Origin of the sequence: Bacillus sp. FJAT-49711, assembly GCF_018343715.1 — a bacterium.
Taxonomy (GTDB): domain Bacteria; phylum Bacillota; class Bacilli; order Bacillales; family Bacillaceae_C; genus Lederbergia.
This window is the reverse complement of record NZ_JAGYPL010000004.1, coordinates 168,414-187,852: the sequence shown is the minus strand read 5'-3', so window position 1 is coordinate 187,852 and position 19,439 is coordinate 168,414. Positions and strand designations below refer to the sequence as shown.

At 33.1% G+C, this 19,439-nt stretch carries 21 protein-coding genes; 13 read left to right on the top strand and 8 right to left on the bottom strand.

Translation table 11 applies throughout. The features are described 5' to 3' along the window. The first annotated feature begins 44 nt into the window (after positions 1-44). From KHA96_RS18580 to KHA96_RS18535, 10 genes are all read left to right on the top strand, one after another. Positions 45-917, top strand: coding sequence for a methyltransferase domain-containing protein (locus KHA96_RS18580; RefSeq protein WP_213130815.1), 873 nt, complete (start codon positions 45-47; stop codon positions 915-917). Positions 918-1,091: 174 nt separating this feature from the next. Then, positions 1,092-1,862 (top strand): class I SAM-dependent methyltransferase, encoded by a 771-nt coding sequence (locus KHA96_RS18575; RefSeq protein ID WP_213130814.1) that lies wholly within the window; start codon positions 1,092-1,094, stop codon positions 1,860-1,862. A gap of 520 nt (positions 1,863-2,382) precedes the next feature. Beyond that, positions 2,383-2,820, top strand: a complete 438-nt coding sequence (locus KHA96_RS18570) for a GNAT family N-acetyltransferase (RefSeq protein WP_213130813.1) — start codon at positions 2,383-2,385, stop codon at positions 2,818-2,820. 490 nt (positions 2,821-3,310) lie between these two features. Then, entirely contained in the window at positions 3,311-4,684 is a 1,374-nt protein-coding gene (locus KHA96_RS18565; RefSeq protein WP_249315748.1) for a UDP-N-acetylmuramoyl-tripeptide--D-alanyl-D-alanine ligase, read from the top strand. A 126-nt stretch (positions 4,685-4,810) separates the two neighbouring features. Continuing rightward, positions 4,811-5,245, top strand: a complete 435-nt coding sequence (locus KHA96_RS18560; protein WP_349305798.1) for an NUDIX hydrolase — start codon at positions 4,811-4,813, stop codon at positions 5,243-5,245. 133 nt (positions 5,246-5,378) lie between these two features. Next, a complete protein-coding gene (locus KHA96_RS18555) occupies positions 5,379-5,795 on the top strand; it encodes an NUDIX hydrolase (protein WP_213130812.1) in 417 nt (138 codons plus the stop codon). Positions 5,796-5,949: 154 nt separating this feature from the next. Further along, complete coding sequence (locus KHA96_RS18550; RefSeq protein WP_213130811.1) at positions 5,950-6,168, top strand: hypothetical protein; 219 nt, start codon at positions 5,950-5,952, stop codon at positions 6,166-6,168. 952 nt (positions 6,169-7,120) lie between these two features. Then, positions 7,121-7,609 (top strand): GNAT family N-acetyltransferase, encoded by a 489-nt coding sequence (locus KHA96_RS18545; protein ID WP_249315746.1) that lies wholly within the window; start codon positions 7,121-7,123, stop codon positions 7,607-7,609. Positions 7,610-7,922: 313 nt separating this feature from the next. Further along, entirely contained in the window at positions 7,923-8,387 is a 465-nt protein-coding gene (locus KHA96_RS18540) for an NUDIX hydrolase (protein WP_249315745.1), read from the top strand. A gap of 41 nt (positions 8,388-8,428) precedes the next feature. Further along, positions 8,429-8,977, top strand: coding sequence for a hypothetical protein (locus KHA96_RS18535; RefSeq protein ID WP_213130810.1), 549 nt, complete (start codon positions 8,429-8,431; stop codon positions 8,975-8,977). Positions 8,978-9,064: 87 nt separating this feature from the next. Here the strand turns inward: KHA96_RS18535 and KHA96_RS18530 are convergent, their stop codons facing one another. Then, positions 9,065-9,355, bottom strand: coding sequence for a hypothetical protein (locus tag KHA96_RS18530; protein ID WP_213130809.1), 291 nt, complete (start codon positions 9,353-9,355; stop codon positions 9,065-9,067). Positions 9,356-9,405: 50 nt separating this feature from the next. Continuing rightward, a complete protein-coding gene (locus KHA96_RS18525; protein ID WP_213130808.1) occupies positions 9,406-9,726 on the bottom strand; it encodes a hypothetical protein in 321 nt (106 codons plus the stop codon). Positions 9,727-10,882: 1,156 nt separating this feature from the next. Here KHA96_RS18525 and KHA96_RS18520 point away from each other — a divergent pair. The 3 genes from KHA96_RS18520 to KHA96_RS23410 all read left to right on the top strand — a co-directional run bounded on the left by KHA96_RS18520 (position 10,883) and on the right by KHA96_RS23410 (position 12,430). After that, on the top strand, positions 10,883-11,383 hold the full coding sequence (locus KHA96_RS18520; protein WP_249315743.1) for an NUDIX domain-containing protein: 501 nt from the start codon (positions 10,883-10,885) through the stop codon (positions 11,381-11,383). Positions 11,384-11,571: 188 nt separating this feature from the next. Then, positions 11,572-11,997 (top strand): GNAT family N-acetyltransferase, encoded by a 426-nt coding sequence (locus tag KHA96_RS18515; protein ID WP_213130807.1) that lies wholly within the window; start codon positions 11,572-11,574, stop codon positions 11,995-11,997. A 292-nt stretch (positions 11,998-12,289) separates the two neighbouring features. Next, positions 12,290-12,430: a DUF1572 family protein gene (locus tag KHA96_RS23410; protein WP_349305813.1), complete on the top strand. Its 141-nt coding sequence runs from the start codon at positions 12,290-12,292 to the stop codon at positions 12,428-12,430. Positions 12,431-12,532: 102 nt separating this feature from the next. Here the strand turns inward: KHA96_RS23410 and KHA96_RS18505 are convergent, their stop codons facing one another. The 6 genes from KHA96_RS18505 to KHA96_RS18480 all read right to left on the bottom strand — a co-directional run bounded on the left by KHA96_RS18505 (position 12,533) and on the right by KHA96_RS18480 (position 19,411). Next, positions 12,533-13,102: a hypothetical protein gene (locus tag KHA96_RS18505; RefSeq protein ID WP_213130806.1), complete on the bottom strand. Its 570-nt coding sequence runs from the start codon at positions 13,100-13,102 to the stop codon at positions 12,533-12,535. A 246-nt stretch (positions 13,103-13,348) separates the two neighbouring features. Continuing rightward, a complete protein-coding gene (gene tnpC / locus KHA96_RS18500) occupies positions 13,349-14,920 on the bottom strand; it encodes an IS66 family transposase (RefSeq protein WP_213128674.1) in 1,572 nt (523 codons plus the stop codon). A gap of 89 nt (positions 14,921-15,009) precedes the next feature. Then, positions 15,010-15,363, bottom strand: a complete 354-nt coding sequence (tnpB, locus tag KHA96_RS18495) for an IS66 family insertion sequence element accessory protein TnpB (protein ID WP_213128003.1) — start codon at positions 15,361-15,363, stop codon at positions 15,010-15,012. After that, on the bottom strand, positions 15,360-15,554 hold the full coding sequence (locus tag KHA96_RS18490; protein ID WP_213128004.1) for a hypothetical protein: 195 nt from the start codon (positions 15,552-15,554) through the stop codon (positions 15,360-15,362). Before KHA96_RS18490 ends, tnpB begins: the two co-directional genes overlap by 4 nt. A 141-nt stretch (positions 15,555-15,695) precedes the next feature. Continuing rightward, entirely contained in the window at positions 15,696-16,400 is a 705-nt protein-coding gene (locus KHA96_RS18485) for a nucleotidyltransferase domain-containing protein (RefSeq protein WP_213130805.1), read from the bottom strand. A gap of 1,577 nt (positions 16,401-17,977) precedes the next feature. Beyond that, the gene (locus tag KHA96_RS18480; protein ID WP_213131094.1) at positions 17,978-19,411 is read right to left on the bottom strand and encodes a DUF4367 domain-containing protein; all 1,434 of its coding nucleotides are present in this window, start codon (positions 19,409-19,411) and stop codon (positions 17,978-17,980) included. Positions 19,412-19,439: the final 28 nt, after the last annotated feature.

The following is a 19,439-nucleotide window of genomic DNA, read 5'->3' as shown; positions in this document are numbered from 1 at the left end:
TTAGAGCAAAGCAATTTGTTCGATGTGTAAAAGGGGGAGATCAATTGAAAGAGTATTATTGGGATACCCAGCTGGAATATCTCAAAAGAACCAGAGATTTATATTATAATGATGACTATTTAGAGTTTTTAGTGAAATACGTTTGGAAGCTATCTAAACCTGTACATATTATCGATTTTGGCTGTGGATTTGGATATTTAGGGCTTAAGCTATTACCTCTATTACCGACTGGTTCGAAATATACAGGAATAGATAAAGGGCAACAGCTTATTAATAGAGGGAGAGAGCTTTTTCATAATCTCCAATATGAAGCTGAATTCTTTGTAGCGGATGCAAACGAGATAGAATTAGAGAATAAGTATGATATTGCCGTTTGTCACGCTTTTCTTTTACATATGTCTGACTCAAAAAGAATGCTTCAAAAAATGATTAATTCTGTTGTAAACGAAGGCAAAATAATTTGTTTTGAACCTCACTGGATTTCAAATATGTCTTCATACTATGTTGATGGGTATGACCAAACACATATTATGAAACTTGGCATTCTACAAAAACTATTTGAAGATGATGAAAAACAATATGGTAAAGATGGAAATATCGGAGCTAAAATTCCTTTATATCTAGCAGAATTGGGTGTAAAAAACATCGAGTGCAGACTCAGTGACAAAGTAAACTTCCTCAATTCAAATATGGATCAAAAAGATAAACAAAAGTTATATTTTTCTTTAAAAGGGGAAGGTTTAGGGGAAGATCCATCTAATAAGGAAGCGTTTATTGAAGGTTTAAAAAAACGTGGGGTTACTTTGGAGAATGCACAAGCTCAGTATGAAGCTGAACTATTGTTTTCACAAATATTTAATATTGACTCCTCTATAGTATACGCTCCTAGTATGAAAATTACCTTTGGAGAGAAATAAAAATGCAATCAATCTAAATTCTGAGCTTACTAAAAATATGATAGATATTCCAGAAGGATAAGACTTATATTGCTGAATTCCGAAACATATAAACAGATCAGTTGGGAGGAACAAGCCGCTAGAAAGTGAAATTGCCCCAAATAAATTTGATTTGAAAAAATAAAGGAGGTCTTTATGCAAAAAGAGCAAAGTAAACAAAATAAGATGGCTTGGGAGTATAGAGCATATGAACATTGGGTTACGAATTATGGAACACCTGAAAAAATGGGGAAACATATTAGAGATAATACTGATAGATGGCTTAACTATTATAAAAAAGACCTCGGAAATGTTTCAGGAAAAAAGATTGCAAATTTATTAGGTTCTGGTGGAATTAGGGCTGTTGCTCTTGCTGTTCTTGGTGCGGATGTAACGATAGTTGATATTTCTGAAGAAAATGCTAGATATGCTAGAGAATTATCAAAAGAAGCAAATGTAAATATAAATTACATCGTATCGGATCTATTTGATATTCCAATTAAGGAAATGAAAAGCCAGTTTGATATTGTATTTATGGAATTCGGAATATTGCACTACTTTTCAGATTTGGAAAAATTAGGGCAAATTATAGTTGCTTTACTAAAGGAAAATGGGAAACTAATATTAAGGGATTTTCACCCTTTTAGTAAAATTGTACAAGTAAATGAAAAAGAGGGAACTCTGATTCTTAAAGAAGGTTATTTTAACGAAACTTTACACTTTAATCCTGTTGCTTATGAAGGGTTCTTCCCTGAAGAGGAACAAAAGACATTACCTAAAACATATTTACGAAAATGGACATTTTCTGACATTATTACTTCATTTGCGCAACAAGGTTTTATTATAAAAAAGATGTATGAAGAACCAGATAAAGGTAATCAATTTATACCGGCAAATTATATGATTGTTGCGATTAAAAGTAATTAAATATATTTGTTTATTCACTAACATTGGCGTTTCTGTAAAAGACGGAAACGCTTTTTCTACATCAGCAAAGAACATCTAGCACTTTTACGATATATAGTATATTAGAAAAATATAAAATGAGATGTTTACTCAGAAAAAAGGTAACGCGGGATTTTTTACAATAAACCTCGTAAGCTTAGTGGTTAATCCAGCTTAAGTAGAAAATTATTAAAGGAAGAATCGAAGACCTAGATATATTAATTACGGAATGGGATGCTGATCTAGAGACAATTGAACAGATCGAAGCACTTGAGGTTAAAGTAATTGTAGCACCAAAGGAAAAAAATAATATTAAATATTAATCAAGTATAAGGTCGTCTAAAGACGATCTTTTTTGATGGAATAAACCTTAATATCCATTAAGACTATGTGAAAGAATTTACTAAAAGTATAAGGAGTTCAGTGGAAAAGGATTTATTGTAAAGTTCGTTGAATTATTATGGGAGGAGCACATACTATGATTAAAAATCGGAGGATATATATGGATATTGAAATTCGTGAAATTAGAGAAAACGATTATTTGGTAGTAATATCTTTATGGAATAATGAATTGGGAAGTCGCACTGTTAATGCTGCAAATATTTCCGAACGGTTTGAAAAAATGAATAAAGATGAAAATTACAAAACTTTTGTCGCATTGATAGAAAACAAGGTAGTAGGTTGTATCACGGTGGTACAAACAATGGCATTAGAATACGAAATAGGATACTTAAAAATAAATGGTCTTGCTGTACAAGAAAGTTTTCAAGAAAAAGGAATAGGAACTAAACTTCTTAAACATGTTGAAAATTATGCTTTAGAGAAGGGACTTTCTTACCTTATATTAAATAGTGGATTTCAACGGACAAAAGCACATGATTTTTATGAGTCCAAAGGTTTTGATAAGTTATCATATTGTTTTACTAAAAAAGTTAGATAATATTTTTATATACAATTTGTATAATTGCTTATGTTATTAACGGCAACAAGAGTTAAGGACTTTTAAAAGTATATGAATCTAACAAAAATGCAATTCGCTACCATTAAAAAACGGGTTTTGTAGAGTGTGGTACTAGAAGATAATCACATTATGGGTAGTCGTTTATGAGATGTCATTAATATGGAAGCGCTATCAACTAAATGTGCAAGTTATACAATAATGAAATAACTTACCTCTGGTGTAAAGATAATAAGATAAAATGAAAAATTCATATGAGTTATTCTCGTTTCAGGAACCCGTATGATATCTAAAAATGAAATATATTTTTCAGCTTAAGACTACGTGGTAATAGAACGCTATTTCTTTAACGAAAGGTGTCATTGAAAACAGTGTTGCTAATGAAGTTCTTTTGTTAATTTAATTAAAAGCGGGATACATCCTTATGGATTAGGTTTATATTTTTATAATACCTATATATGGAGGAGTTAACTTGATAGAAAGAAGCCTAAAGGTTATCAAAGAGATGATCAATGGAGACGGCTTAGAAGCACATTTTGAAAATTTAGGTGTTAGAGGTGTATCAATAGATTCAAGAACTGTGAAAGAAGGAAATTTGTATATTCCCATTGTACGCATAAAGGATGGACATGATTACGTTGCTGAAGCAATAAAAAAGGGGGCTACTGCTTCTTTATGGGAGAAAGATCACTCAAATCCTCCGAAAGGGATTCCACTGATTTTCGTAGATAATACACTAGCTGCTTTACAAACACTCGCATCTTCCTATCGAAATCAGCTTTCTATTAAAGTAATTGGTATTACTGGAAGTAATGGCAAAACAACCACAAAGGATATGGTAAATTCCATTTTAGGAACATCATTTAAAGTTCATAAAACAAAAGGTAATTTAAATAGTCAGATTGGATTGCCATTAACCATTTTAGAAGTATCAGAAGATGATGAAATGATGGTCCTTGAAATGGGTATGAGTGAAAGAGGTCAGATTAAACAATTATCTAAAATCGCCCAGCCTGACATAGCCATTATCACTATGATTGGCTTATCACACATTGGAACTTTAGGTTCTAGAGAAGGTATTGCTAAAGCAAAATTAGAAATTGTCGCTGGATTAAAAGAAAATGGATTACTTGTATATAACGGTGACGAGCCACTTTTACAACAAATAAAAAATACTCACTATTCAAGACGCATCAGATTTATAACTTTTGGTGAGAAAACGCATAATGATTTTTATACTCGTTCAATATTTGCTCAATCTGCTGAATTCAGTTTCTTTATAAATCATAAGAATTCACCACAATATACTGTTCCTTTAATGGGAAAATATAATGTTCAAAATGCTTTAGCATCGATTGTTGTTGGAAAGGAACTCGGAATTAAAGACGAAAATATTATAAAAGGATTGAGAGATTTAACTATTACTGAGATGCGAATGCAAAAATTAAGATCGAAGATTGGTTGCACAATAATAAATGATGCCTGGAATGCTAGTCCAAATTCTGTTCAAGCTGCTATTGAAACTTTTCAGGAATTGGAAGGATACGATAAGAAAATTTTGGTTTTAGGTGATATGTTGGAATTAGGAGAACATGAAATAGAATATCATAAAATGATTGGAAGATTTATTAATCCAAGCAAAATTGATTTTCTTATTACATATGGTCCTCTATCTAAATTCATAGCAGATGAAGCTAGAATAAATTTAAGTAAATCGAGAGTGCAACATTTTACGGATAAAAACAAAATTGTAAATTTTATTAAGGACATTTCTGATATTAACGATGTTATTTTAGTGAAAGGTTCACGCGGAATGGCATTAGAGGAGATTGTAAATAAATTATAATACTTTTAATAACAAGTAGGTTAAAAGTATAGATAAAGAAACTAGAGGATTTTATGGTGATAAAAATAGACAATGAATTTAGCCTAATGAAGTTTAGCAAAAAGAATTCATTTAGCAGGTGATAACGTGGTTAAAGTTTTTGGGCAGAAGATAGATAACTTTGATTATCAAACAAGAAAAGGGATTTATGCCATTTGTTTTAATTCTGACATGGATAAGGTTTTATCTGTTCAAAATTCCAATGGTGATTATTTTTTACCTGGAGGCGGAATTGAAAATGGCGAATATGATATAGATTGTTTAAGAAGAGAGATGTTAGAAGAAACAGGTTTTAAGATAACAGTAGATTCTTATATTGGTAATGCAATGAAATACTTCAAATCAATTAAAGGTGAGCCACTACTTAATAATGCTTATTTTTATTTAGTAAAATTATTGAACAAGGTTCAGCAACCCATAGAAGATGATCACTATACTAGTTGGATTGATTTAGATAATGCTGAACAACTTCTAATCCATGAACACCATTATTGGGCGATAAAAGAAGCGTTAAGAAAATAATTATGAGTTATCTTATTCAAATATCGGAGTGCATTTTTACAAAATGGAAAATCGGTCATTTTTCTTTGAAGATAGCCTTAAAAAGAACTTTAAGCATAATGAAGGCTTATAAATATATGTAGGAGGATATTTAATGTTTATTGTAAATGTAGAAGGTGCAATTCGTCGAAATGACAAATGGCTTTTAATTTTTAGAAGTAAAAAGGAGGAACACGCAGGCGGCTCACTTTCCCTTGTTGGCGGGAAGTGCGAAATCGAAGGAAATTTTTCCGATATTTTGGAAAGGACTTTGCAAAGAGAAATATATGAAGAAGTGGGAATCGAAGTGACAGGCCTAAGATATGTAAATAGTTCATCGTTTGTTACTGATTCAGGGCTTAATGTTATTGACATAGTTTTTATATGTCATCATAAATCGGGTGAGGCCTTTGCTAAAAGTACGGATGAAGTTGATGATGTCGTATGGATGACAACCCAAGAGATATTATCCCACAATGGATTACCCGCATATTTAAAGGAAAATATAAAACTTGCTGAAAGGCTATTATAAATATATATAATGATAGTAATCTTTTTTATCCCACGGATACGTTGCTGTCTTGATGAAGGATGGCTTTTCCCTTATCTATGTAACGAAGCAGAAGAAAACTGTATTGAATTAAATATCATTATTAAAAAGAGAAGGTATTGTTATAAAAATAAGAATGTTATTAATACTTATTGGGATTTTATTCGTTTCTGCTTTTAATCAAGAAAACCTTAATGAGGATCATAAAGTATATTTATCCAAAAAAGGGTGGGAAATTAAAAAGTCTATCGAAGTTGAAACCTTTATATTAGATATTCCTAATGAAATGTTTAGTAATCATGAAGCGAATGGTATGACATTTTTAAGTGAGCATTTAGGAGAAGAGGTTACATAATACACTTATGAATTAAAAGAAAAAGACATTGAAGGAAAACGTTTGAAAGCAATAGTTTACGAAGCAAAGCAAGAGACTATTTAGGGCTATGGAATTCTTCCAAGTTGGACAAACGGCAGTTTTAATTTGGACGACAAAGAACGTCTAATCAATGAACAAATGATAAAACAATAAAAGTCGATACTGGTTAGAAATTAAGTTCTTCTTTCTATAACTAAATGGGTGCCTTCGTATAATAGTTGTAATCGGTTTATACGGATTACTTTTTTATAGGACTTATTAGAGATAGTGTTTAAACAAGCTTTTATAATGAGTATTTCTAAATTTGACTTAATTCAGAGGAGATTGCCATTTTTATAAAATTCACCAAGTAATTTGGAGAGGATTTGGCGTGTTTTCAAAAAGTTTAACATGGAAGAAAAAATATTTTAATAAGACCTTCCTGACTCTTATTAGCAGATTTAATTAAAGAAGGAATTCAAGTTAACTTTAAAGAAGTAATAGTGATTCCTATATATGAGGTGGAATTAATGGATAAAAGCAATAAAGTCGCTATTATTACTGACATTTACGGAAATAGTTGTGCATTGAAGGCCGTCTTAGATGACATCGATAAAGATAACCAGATTTAACACATTTATTGTCTAGGTGTTTTAATTGCTATCGGACATGAAACAAATGAAGTTCTAGATTTGTTATTTTCCCGGACTGATGTATCTATTGTTAGGGGGAATCACGATGAAGCCATTTTAAACATAATGAACGGTAAAGACCCAGGAAGTGCGGGCGAGGAAAGAAAACACCACAAATGGATTGCTTCAAGATTAGATAAAAGGTTTATCCTACGGAAGGATTAACGCTATTTTTGCAGAATTTTTTAAACTAAGAGGAGGAATACTAGTGGAATGGTTATTTTGGTGCTGTCTACCTTGAATAATAGGAGGCAAAATAATTGATTAAGCTCGTTTCAGTAACTAAGGAAAGTAAACAAATTCTGGAGAACATGTATCAGTTTTATCTTTATGATTTTAGCAAATATACAGAGGAAGATATAAATAGCCTAGGATTATATGATGTAGATTTAGAGTTTTATTGGCGAGACCCCAGATGGAATCCCTTTTTTATAAATTACAATGGAAAAATTATTGGTTTTTTAGTTGTTTTATTTGAAAATTTTGATGTTGACCCTGACCCGACGCATGTAATTTATGATTTTATGATTCTTAAAAAATATAGAAGAAATGGATTAGGAAGAGAGGCAGCAAGTAAAGCATTTGATTTATATAAGGCAAATTGGAAAGTTGCTCAGATGATTATAAATGAATCTGCAATCCATTTTTGGCGAAAAATCATCAGTGAATACACTAATGGTTTATATACTGAAATATATAGACAAGACTTAAAAAAATACATCCAATCTTTTTCTACCAAATGTCTATAAAGAACTTTTTTGTTAGTGTTCAACTAAAGGGTGTCATAGTAAATAAGACAATGAAAAATCTTTTGCCATTCTCACTTCATTTATAAAACTACTTATTTAAAAATTCATCTTAGTCTTGGCTTAACAGAGCTTAGACCCAGTGGTTTCGTTTTTTTTGTATCCAAGGAGAATATGAATTTGTACAATAAATAAGGAGGAAATATAAAAGCAGCTGAATAAATTTTCATATATGATTTAACGACTGAAATCAAGAGGTCAAGCTGCTCTTAAGTTAGCCTTTTTAATGAAAATTCAGATGAATGAGGGGAAGGAAATGTTTGAAGTACCAATAAGATGTACAGGTGTTGCAATTATTTTATTGAAAAAGACAGAAAATGAATACAAAGTTTTATTATTAAAGAGAGCTACCTCTGTGCTAAGAGATGTTTGGTGTTATATCGGTGGAAGTATCGAAGAGGGGGAAACTGCTTGGGAAGCTGCTTTAAGAGAGGTAAAAGAAGAAACTGGAATCCAACAGGTCTTATTGTATACTTCTAATAACTTTGATCAGATTTACTCATCAAAAGAAAATTATATTTATGTTGCTCCTGTATTTGTTGGATATGTGGAGGAACACGAAGAAGTAACATTAAATTACGAACATAGTGAGTACAAATGGTTATCGATTAATGATGCTGTAAAAACAGTTTCATTACCCGGAAATGAAGAAGTTCTTTTATCAATAGAGAAACACTTTGTAATAAATAATCCTCAAGAGTATTTACGTGTAATTACATGAGTCCCAGTGAAAATGTATATTTTTTTCTAGTTGGAGTTGTAGTGCTGATTGCGATCATAGGTATTTGGCTTATATTTATTGAGAGAAAAAAATGGGCGATTTCGTTAACGAGTGTAGTTGTCATTGGATTTGTGGGATACTATGTAACCTATCCTAATTTTAAAGCGAACACGCATGCTGAGCGATATGAACAACTTATCAACTATTTGGAAGATAACTACCCAGATAAAGAGTTTGCGATTTTACCGAAACGATATGGAGATGGTTATACGGTCGGTCAATTCGACGTTAATGATATCGAAAATCCGACGATGGGTGTGACATTACGTGTTGATAAGAGAGGACAAGTGAGGCAAAAAGGATATTGGTCTAAGCAGGAATATCCAACACAACAAGAACTTTGGCGAGAAATTGAATTCCTTTATGGAGATACCTATACGTTGGATAAAGAAAAAGCAGAAATAACTAAACATGATGAATGGATAGATGGTGAACTAACAGCATTCCAAGGTGGAAATGTCGGCGCAGCGGAAGGAATAATGGACCCAGTGGAAGAAGAAGCATTTATCGAAAATCACAAGGGGGATTAGACAAAATGATTTTAGATATTGTTTACAACGGCTGGGACCCTTGCAGAGAATGGGCCTAGTTCACAGTTCATATAGGTTTATGGCTTATTAAATAAGACTCATAGTTTTATTGAATATCATAGGGAAAATAATTAAAAACAAGATAATAAAAATTAAGTTTCTAAGATAAATGCCTTCCTTTATTTTTTTCCAGCCATACATGACTAACAATATTAGAGCAAAAATATTAAATAGGTATATCAATCCTCCAATCCCTCTACCTAATATTGCAATGAGGGAGAACCAAGGCAAAACCTTTCCAAGCAGACAAATGATATTAAATAACCAACCACTGATGACGGCCGTATTTGTCATTTCCGTTATAAATTTTTTGTCCATTTTAGTATCTCTCCTCAATGCATCGAAAACCATTTGTAAAAAAAATTACCTCACGGATTATAAGGATCAATTCCCTCAAAATGTTTAAATATTATATTAGGATTGTTTGGCATTTTATATCCAACCGACCAACCTCCAGATTCTTCTTCGCTTTTCCCATTTAGGAAATTTGGGTTGGTACGATATGTCACTTTTAGCGCGAATTTTTTTGTATCATAGTAATTTTCAATTGTCGTAATCATTTGATCGACTGCTTCTTGTTGCTCTTTTATATCCAATGGAACTTCAGACCATATTTGAAACTTCCCTGCTGAGTATTGCGGACAGAATGAGCCACCTGTGCGGAGTTTTGAGCCACTGTTTGCAGACAATAGAGCCAGTGAGTGCGGATAAAGGAGCCGCTATTAGTAAAGGTAAATGCTACTCTACCGCCAAATGTAGAGTAAATTCGCTAGTCCGCCACCATTGACTTATCTTTTGTCCGTGTGGTGGACCTATCGCAAGTGTGCCAAAAATAATGCCTAATAGGCATATCTGCTCAAACATGATAACACGGACAAATCGATTCTAAGCATCCGCTGGCGGGGCCCTGACCCCTTCCAACGGATACTAAGAATCGGGCGTTACAGTCAATGGCAAGCAGCTACGCTGTGGCTCTGAGTTCTGCAAATGGTGGCTCTTTTATCCGCAATGAATGGCTCAAAACTCCGCAGTCGTGGCTCAATTCATCTGCAATAATCACCTGCTATTAATAGATCACGTTTTCCATTAGGGAAGGACCCATCATAACTACCGCCATTGTTAAAATAACCGTCAAAAAGCATTGTCTTATAGGCCCGATCCTCCATTATGTTGTCACCGACAGATACAGATTCATTTACAAATTGTTTATTCGTTTTGGATAATTCCTATATGGTATTAATATTACTGGCTTTTACGGAATCGGTTATATCTTGGACATGGAACACGTCTCAACCTACCTTGACACTACTTTGACGATAATTCAATATATTTTTGACGCAAATTTATTATATTTAATTAATTCTATTAAAGATCCATTGATAACAGTAGAGATGTAAGGAGGTAACATAATTTGATATGTCTTATCTATACGAAATATTTTAATAGTTATGTAGACGAGTATCATTTTATTTGATACTTTGTAAGTATCTGGAAAAATTAATATTTCATAAATCACGAATATAACAGTACGGTTTTCTCTTTAGTGTATTAGGTAATTTGTGCCTTTTTATTAATGTAGAAGAAATTCCTGAAGTTTATAAAAAAGTTTTTGTAGAACTCGAGAAGAATAACGCAATGCTTGATAATATTATATGGATGGCACCAAAAGAGATATAATTCCGCTATAGATTTCCTACATAAGTAAAGTAAAATATAAAACATGCTAAGAAGCTATTATAAGTATATAACATTATAATAATCTTCTTTATCAAACTGGAACTGTTATGGAAATAACGAAGCAGTACGGTAAAAAAATAGTTTAAGAGTATAGAGAGGGTGGTATTATTGGAAATCCGTCAAATGGCAACCGCATTCCTGATTAATGAAGGAAGTGTGTTAATGATGAAAAAGGAGAAAAGTAAAATCTTTAATTTTGCATTTTGGGGAGGAATTGGAGGTCATATAGAACCTAATGAACTTAATTCACCAATGGAGGCAAGTTTCAGGGAAATAAAAGAAGAAACAGGATTTAAAATAGATGACATTGATAACTTTAGGCAAAAATATATTTTACTTGAAAAAAATAGCGGAGAAATACGTCAACAGTATGTTTATTTTGGAGAAACAAAGCATAGGAACTTTATTCCTTCAGACGAAGGGGAATTATATTGGATTCCGAAAAATGAAATATCATCTTTATATACCTCGAAAATTATCAATTTAACTATTAAACATTATTTGAATAATAACGATATTGATGATGTTTTTGTTGGAACGATGATGACTAACAATGAATTTAAGTCTGATATACAATGGTCAGTCATCAAAGAGACCATTGGTTTTTAGAAATTCTGTGGATAGAAAAATGTTCCTCCTAAGGATATGAATGTATCGTCAATAAAATGGTTATAACAACGATTTGAATGTTTATCAATAGATACTCTAAAAAAGTCTCCACTTAAATTTAAGGTACATAACTATTTCGAATCAATCTAGAATTTTTATTAAAAATATCCTAAGGGGAAATATAAATTATGAGTTTCTATATTACTAAAGAATTAGACAGAAAAGCAAAACAACATGTAGATGATGAGCTTTATAAATTTAATTTAAAGCACTTTTCGGTAGATTTGGGAGATAGATATGAAGAAATTGGTTTGTTCATTAAGGATGACGAAGGAGTTGTACACGGCGGATTAATTGGTTCAATCTGTTGGAATTGGTTAGAAATTTATAACTTATTTGTAGGTGAAGATATTAGGAAACTGGGTTATGGAACTAAACTACTGTTAACAGCAGAAAATATAGCTGTTGAAAAGGAATGTGATTTTATTAAGTTAGATACGTTGAGTTTTCAAGCATTAGGTTTTTATGAAAAGCATGGCTATAAAGTATATGGAACGTTGGAAAACGTGGGTAGAGAACATAAGCATTACTATTTAAAAAAGGATTTAACTTAATTTTAATAACAGTAGAGTTTTTTAAGAAAAGAAAGGTAATTTGATGGTTCACTTTTCAGTAAAATTAACAAGATACCAAAAATGGACGTTAAATATGCGGCTTAACCTGACAGATGCGTTAATCAGAAGGATTAACGCTATTTTTGGAAGGGTTTTTCAAACAAAAAGTAGGAGTCTTGAAGAGAAATTCTTTTCTTACATAGCTATATTATAGAACTGCTTAATCTTCTTTCTGATAGAAACAAACTGCTTTTAACACAATTGAAAATCTAAAAACTTAGGATTTAAATAAATTGTTACACATAAACAACAACCTGTAAGTGTTCTTCAAGCAATCCAAACTGAAGTAGCTCATATTAGTTATCATTTAGGGCAGATTCTTTATATTGGAAAACAAATAGGAAAAAGAACGGACTATTCTAAGTATTTCTAAAAACGGTTCGAAACAATTTAATCAGAAAGTATCAGCTAAGAAATATGCTTTTATCTAAGTAAAAGTCATAGAGGATACTGTTTTGTTCTGCTTTTTTGTATATCAAAACATCTGATTTGCAATATCAATTATATCTTCATAAACCTGATTATCACTTTTGTAGAAATCTAAATAATATACAGAATACGTAACATCATCTATATCAAAAAACACATTATCAGAATTATAGAGTCTACCAACAACACCATTTTTTAATTCAACTTCAGAATATCGGGGTTTAGATGAAATAGAAGTGTCGGGTTCACCATTTACCTCATCTTTAGGATAATAGGCTTTTACAATGACTCCAATACCTTCTTTCGCTATTGGGGTAGTATTAAACATTACGAGCAATTTTTTTCGATCGCCATCAAGATCGTATATTACAGGTGGTAAGTATCCTACAAAATCAAATGGGAAATCGTGGGGTAATTTAACCTTAAATGGAAGGGATTTCAATCCATCTTTTAACGTTGGAGCTTCATATTCGGTTAGACCAATTTCTCCCTTTTCATTTTTAGTCTCGCTGATACTTTTTAAAATAGATGTATTAAGTTTTTTGGGATTACTACCTAGGCAACCCGAAATTAAAAGCAAGGACAATGACAATACAAATAATATAATTTTTTTCAATTGTTCTTCCCCATCCTCCCAAAACCTCTTTGATTATGTATAACTAAATTATAATGTAATATCCTGAAATCTGGAAGTTAATTCCTTTGTTTGGGGGAGAACTTCCAGATTAACTTAAAATCAAATAATGTCTCGGTAATTGCTTTTTAGTAAGCCCGAATTATAAAAAATAAGCGTACCTATCCGGTACACATCACAAATAGCCGTATGACCCGATTTTTTCAATCGAAATACGGCTTACTTCAATTATTTGCTACATTCTGCTTTAATCATTTTTGACCAAGGCAGGTATTGATCTAAAATTTCTGGGTTCTGGTTAATACCGGCGTTCGGAAGATCCGTCAAAAGTTTCTTTATGTATTCATAAAAATCAACGCCGTTACTTTTGGCCGTTTCTGCAATACTCAAACATATGGCGTTCGCTCTCGCACCGGCTTCACTAACACTAAACAACCAGTTTTTTCTACCTAAAACATTGGGGCGAATGGCGTTTTCAGCTGGATTATTATCGATTTCAATGCGCCCATCATTCAAGAACGCCTTAAGTCCATTTACTCTATTCAGGGTATATTCAGCTGCCTTGCCAAGGGCGTTTTTTCCGTAGAACGGTGATGTTTCAACCCAATCAAGGAATTTTTCTACAATTGGCTTCGAGTATTTCTGGCGTTTTTTTCTTCGCTTACTTGGAGACAAATGTTTGAATTTCCTTTCCAGACGATATAAATCATCACAATAGCTCACGCCAATGCGACCATTTTTACTGTCAGCTTTTAGCCAATAACGGCGAACATGCGCCCAACAATTTGCGAAGGTAACGCCTTCCAACTTACCATAAGCAGAATAACCATCGCAAACAATCGTTCCAGAATAGCCTTCTATGAAACTTTCAAGTACGGAGCGAGCCCGTGATAATGCGCTTTGAAACAGGGTGATTATTGGTCCTTGGCTTGGCACACTTCGATACACCCAATTGTAGGCATTGGCTTGACCAGATTTCCCATCGGACCGGTTAATAATTTGGCCATATGTTTCATCGACATGCAAAATCGATTTATCCATCATCAAATGCTTCATTCGTAGGTAAATCGGTAATAGCCAATCCAGCGATGCACGAATGACCCAATTTGAAAGGTTCTTATCATTGGTATTAAGACCATAACGATCCCATTCCTTTACCTGACGGTAAAGTGGTAAGTATTGTGAAAATTTATCATATATTACTTTGGCCAGTACGCTAGGACTGGCAATACTCCTTTGAATAGCTGGATGTGGTGCTTTGCCACGTTTAATTTGCGCTTTTTGAAATGAATCTCCTTTGCACTTAGTACATTCATATGCGTGTTCAACGTGTTGAACTTTCTTCATCTTTGCAGGAATAAATTCCGCTTCTTCGCGAACGATTGTAGTGCCGATTTCGATCATTTGCCCATGGCAACAGTCACAAAGAGTATTTTCCGGATGATGATGAAATGCTTCTACTTCGACATCACTCCGCAATGAATCATTTCGTTTTTTCTTTTGAATCTTTCGTACAACAGCATAAGAAATTGTCTGTTGGCTTTGTTCATCTGTGTGCTCAGATTCGCTAAAAGTCGGATCATCGTCAAATAAGGACGCTTGTCCGTCCGGTGAGTTATATTTTATTTTTTCAGTTTTGGATCCATATAAAAGCTTAGTTAAATGGCGAACTTGCTCGGTTAACGCTTCAATCTGTTTTGATAACTCTTTGTTTTGTTGATTCGAATGAGCCAATTGCTCTTCGAGCAGCCGAATTAATTTCTCGTATTGATTTTCATTCGTAGAAGAAGCGTTCGTCACATTATTCACCACATTCGTTCAGTTTTGTTCTTTTTATTATAACTAGTTCGAACGATGGAATAAAGATAAAGTTAGTAGTTTTAAGGAATTTAGAACACTCCTTTTGATGAAGGTTGAATCGCTTTCGGCTGCTGAATGGATAATCCTTCAAGGAGCCAGCGTAGCTCCTGTTGAGAAAGATTGCGTACTTCTTTCTCATTTTTTGGCCATTGCAGTTTACCGTTATCTAAACGTTTATAAAGCATGGCGAAGCCATCACCATCGAAATACAAACATTTATAGCGATCTTTACTCCATCCTGCAAATAAAAAAATGGAATCCCCATATGGATCAAGTTCGAAAGAATCTTGAATAAGTGTTGCCAGGCCATCAATTCCTTTTCTCATATCCGTTTTACCACAAATGATATAAATGTTTTTCACGCTTGTATAATCCTGTTTCATCGATCTTTCAACTCCCTCATGATGGTTTGGATGATGTGCACATCTACGCCGTTGAAGAAGGTAATTTCAGTATTGCCAGTTTTGATCCTGCAAGTAGGATTGGAGTATGGGGCTACTGGAACAGTTGCGGGGTTATTTTCCTTCTGTTTATGTAATGTAACGGGGACAATGGTAAGTTTTTGTTGCGGCATATGAAAAGCACCTCCATTTAAATTGATATTTTAATACTACTGGAGGTGCGGATCTATTTATATGCGTTGTTTGAATTCGGGCTTACTCTTAACATTTTTGCTTTCTTCAACTAAACTGCACGGTTAGTTGAAGAATGAAAACTATTTTCCTTGTGAAAAGCCATTAAATAAAGGGCCACCAAATGGTTTGTAGATGTCATTCACAAATTTAATAAAAGGTTGTTTGTCTCCATCTTTATAATAACAATCAAGTGACTCGAAGAATTCATTATAAATTCTTTCATCGAATTTCTTTAAAGACCTTGCAAGACCTTTTCCTCTTCCAACCCATTGTCTATTAACACGAAGAATAAAGTCTGCGAGTTGTGTTGAGATTGTATTTAAAGTCATAATAGCCTCTGGATGATTTTTAGAATCTTTAAAGTCATCAAGAAGGTCATAAATGAAATATCTTGAAGCTCTTATAAAGTTGTCGGTTAATGGTTTTGGACCACTTTTAATAAAAGATTTAGCGTTATCTTTTATTTCCTCTGATTTACCATTATCTCTAATGATTTTTCCTTCAGCTAACATGTTGGCTAGAATTGGTCTCCCTGATTCTTTATCCACGTCGAATTGATTTAGATAAGTTGTGTAATTGTATATGAAAGTTTCAATTTTCCAATTATACAAAACAAAACTCTCTCGATAATGACTTTCTATTGAATTATCAAAAATAACAATATCTAAATCAGATGTAGCCGTTTCTTCCCCTCTAGAAGCACTTCCTGCTAAAAAAGCAATATCACTATTAGGAAATTTTTCTTTCACAAATTTTCTGGCAGCATCAATTGCAGACAACCTCAATACAATCCCTCCTAACCCAAATTATTTGTTTTTTCCACTTTCTTGTTCCTGTAAACTACTTCGTTTGTTCTATAAGGAATTCAACAATAATGGTGGTTAATCCTTTTTAGATCAACTAACCTGTTAGTTGATCTATAATTCTTCACAGCATCAATAATCAAAGAAGAAAACACTAGTGTTTTGCCTTGGTTTCTTGGGTCATACTTCTTTGATTCGAGCGTATCAAAAATCTAGACCTGTACATTCGTGAGTTGATCAGTCCCACTACTAGACATTCTCACCTTAGATATTTTGTAGCATCCCGACCTATCATGAATCATATTCCGTATAAGAACTTAGTACACTTCAGCCACTTCACTTAGCTTCATACACGTTCGGGCTAATACCATTCCATGCATGTAGGAGTATCAGATAACTCGTTTCAGCTCAACATGACGGCTTTCATACCGAGTTTCGATTAATCAGTTGTAATTACCTTTTAGCAATCCTCCTATTTCGTGCTTCGGCACTTATAAGGAAACGTTTCGCGCAGTACGCTTGTTCACAAACTTCCCTATATCTAACAATTATTTCTATAAATTCAGTTTATACTGAACTACTTAATTAAGTACATGTAAAGTTTCGCGACTTTATTTCAAATCAACAATTTTGTTGTACGTTAAAAAATCTATAAGGTTAACATAGTTGAGATATATTCAAAGTAAAATGCCTTTACTAAACGGTATGTAAGTACAATAGTTAAGATATAATCAAGCAGGATGATGTTCCTGAACATAAAGAGCAGATAATATCGCACCATTAGGATAAAGGGAAAATAGTAAAGCCAACATTAGATGAATCACAATTAGAAGAATTTGATGGAGAAATACATACCGCAATCGAGTTTCATTCCCTTGTTTGGTTACGTATTGGATAAATGGTTTTAATAAGAAAATAGAAGGATTTATTCATTATGCAGATCAGATAAATAAGTAGATACGTATTAAAGGTTTTTAAGAAAACGTACAAAGAATTGCTCTCGAATCGATAATTAATATATATAAAAAGTAAAGCTTAGTGGTGTTTGGATTTGCTGAAAATAATTGACAAAACAAAAAGAAGTATTACATGCAATAATGGATTATATCAGGGGAAATTCAAAAGACAATTCTACAACAGGTACAGCCAATATTTCGGAAAAATAGAGCTATGAAAAATTCACATTATAAAATCCAAATCCCCTAACGTACAGGAATTTGGATTTTATTTTAATATGAGTACGGTAACAGTAGCAAAAAGGAAACACCTTTTTAGGAAAAATTAATCTTCCATATTAATAGATATTTACTGTCTATCAAAAAGGTTTAAAACAAGTAAGACATTCAGAAATGGCGACCCTATAAATTTCTATCTTTATTCCTTAATGAGGGTAGTGACAGCTTCAGTGTACCGCCACTATATAAGACTGCCTCACATTTACCAAAATTGTGTGACCACATTCTATTTAAGAAAGGAACATTTCTCATCAACAATCACAACCAATTCTGGAACATTTGAGTTTGAAAAGGTCTTCCAGGTACTACCAATTCTTCTGTTTTTTACTTTTGACGAATATCAATCCACCAACGATCTTTTGCATTCATGTTTTCAGTGTTACCAAATCCAGTGTAATGGAAAGCATCAAGGAAGATTGAATCCAGTTTATCCTCATCTACAAAATAACCCAAGTTAACCTTCAGCGTTTGCCCTGGCTGGATGCTGCCAATGTTGTAAAAGCTTTTTCCATTTCCATGGGGTTCTAGATAATCCACTTCACCTGTCATAAGACTATCTTCGGCCATTCCCTCTTCTCCAGCATAGGTCCATGCATTTTTTTCTGATTTAAGCACTTGTAGGGAGGGATGCATATAGATTTCCTCGGTTGACTGTTCACCTATATTTTTCACTGTTGTTGCCAAGTAGACAAATTTTAGATTAACTATTGGCGACTCTACTAATTCGTCAACAGAATCTTTACCGTTTCCTACTTTATATACATCTCGATTGTATGGTAACAATTTACCTGTTTGATCAAATGCCTTTTCCCCACTTAGTAGGTCTAAATCATTATTAAAGTTCCCTAGTTTAAAATCCTTGATTGAATCAAAGACTTCTACTTTTTCTATCACATATTCAAGTTTGTCAGCTTCATTTATGGTTACTGGAACTGTTTGACCTACGCTAAATAATCGGTTGCTGTCTTTTTTCAAAGGAATAACGCGTGTTTCCGTTGGTTCCGCTGTATCAAAAAGGGCTCCATCATAATCCACTGTGTATGTTGCTTCTTCCTCCGTTGTTGATTCAAGTGAAATGCCCTCTATGACTTTCATCATTTGTTCATCACTTACATCATTTCCAACATAACTTTGTAACATTATTCCCTCTTCTTCGAATAAGAGAAAGACCTGCCTATCAAACACTATATTTTTGTTTCCAGTATCCTTAGTAACAATCACTGCTTTCCTACCATTGATTTCCTTTTCTTCGTAATTGTTTGCATACAAAGTTTGAAAATCAGAATTTTTCCCTAATCTCCAAAGAATGAATGAAAACCCGCCTTGTGCATAGTTATCTTTAAAGGAATACTTCATAGCTAAGCTATCGTCTGCTTGCATATTCTCTGGTAAATAGCCGACATTCATCTTATACCAACTGTCTTTCTTATTGAAAATCTTATTTAAAACAGATACATTTACTTCATAACCTTGTTTTTGGACCATCATATCATATGCTTTTGCTGCACCGAAAGCGGTCGTAGGTAAGGCAATCAACAAGCAGGCAGCTGTGATTAAAATGCGATTCTTTTTACGTTTAACCTGTGGTTGTCCACGCTTCATCTTAGGTTCTGAAAGTGCTGAGTGTTTCCAAAGAGTTCCTTTTGATAGGAAGGATTTCTTTTCATATGGCTCAAGCTGATCAAGAACGAATGAGGCAAAATCATCCGATAATGTTGGGGTTTTAACTGTTTCTTTTATAAATTGATGTTCCTCCATGAGTGATTTTACAACACGCTTGCATTCG

Bases quoted from the DNA above. Each gene is read 5' to 3' on its own strand.
- KHA96_RS18570 (WP_213130813.1), top strand. From the start codon at position 2,383: ATGGATATTGAAATTCGTGAAATTAGAGAAAACGATTATTTGGTAGTA.
- KHA96_RS18555 (WP_213130812.1), top strand. From the start codon at position 5,379: ATGTTTATTGTAAATGTAGAAGGTGCAATTCGTCGAAATGACAAATGG.
- KHA96_RS18575 (WP_213130814.1), top strand. From the start codon at position 1,092: ATGCAAAAAGAGCAAAGTAAACAAAATAAGATGGCTTGGGAGTATAGA.
- KHA96_RS18515 (WP_213130807.1), top strand. From the start codon at position 11,572: ATGAGTTTCTATATTACTAAAGAATTAGACAGAAAAGCAAAACAACAT.
- KHA96_RS18550 (WP_213130811.1), top strand. From the start codon at position 5,950: ATGTTATTAATACTTATTGGGATTTTATTCGTTTCTGCTTTTAATCAA.
- KHA96_RS18530 (WP_213130809.1), bottom strand. From the start codon at position 9,355: ATGGACAAAAAATTTATAACGGAAATGACAAATACGGCCGTCATCAGT.
- KHA96_RS18540 (WP_249315745.1), top strand. From the start codon at position 7,923: ATGTTTGAAGTACCAATAAGATGTACAGGTGTTGCAATTATTTTATTG.
- KHA96_RS18490 (WP_213128004.1), bottom strand. From the start codon at position 15,554: ATGCCGCAACAAAAACTTACCATTGTCCCCGTTACATTACATAAACAG.
- KHA96_RS18480 (WP_213131094.1), bottom strand. From the start codon at position 19,411: ATGGAGGAACATCAATTTATAAAAGAAACAGTTAAAACCCCAACATTA.
- tnpB (WP_213128003.1), bottom strand. From the start codon at position 15,363: ATGAAACAGGATTATACAAGCGTGAAAAACATTTATATCATTTGTGGT.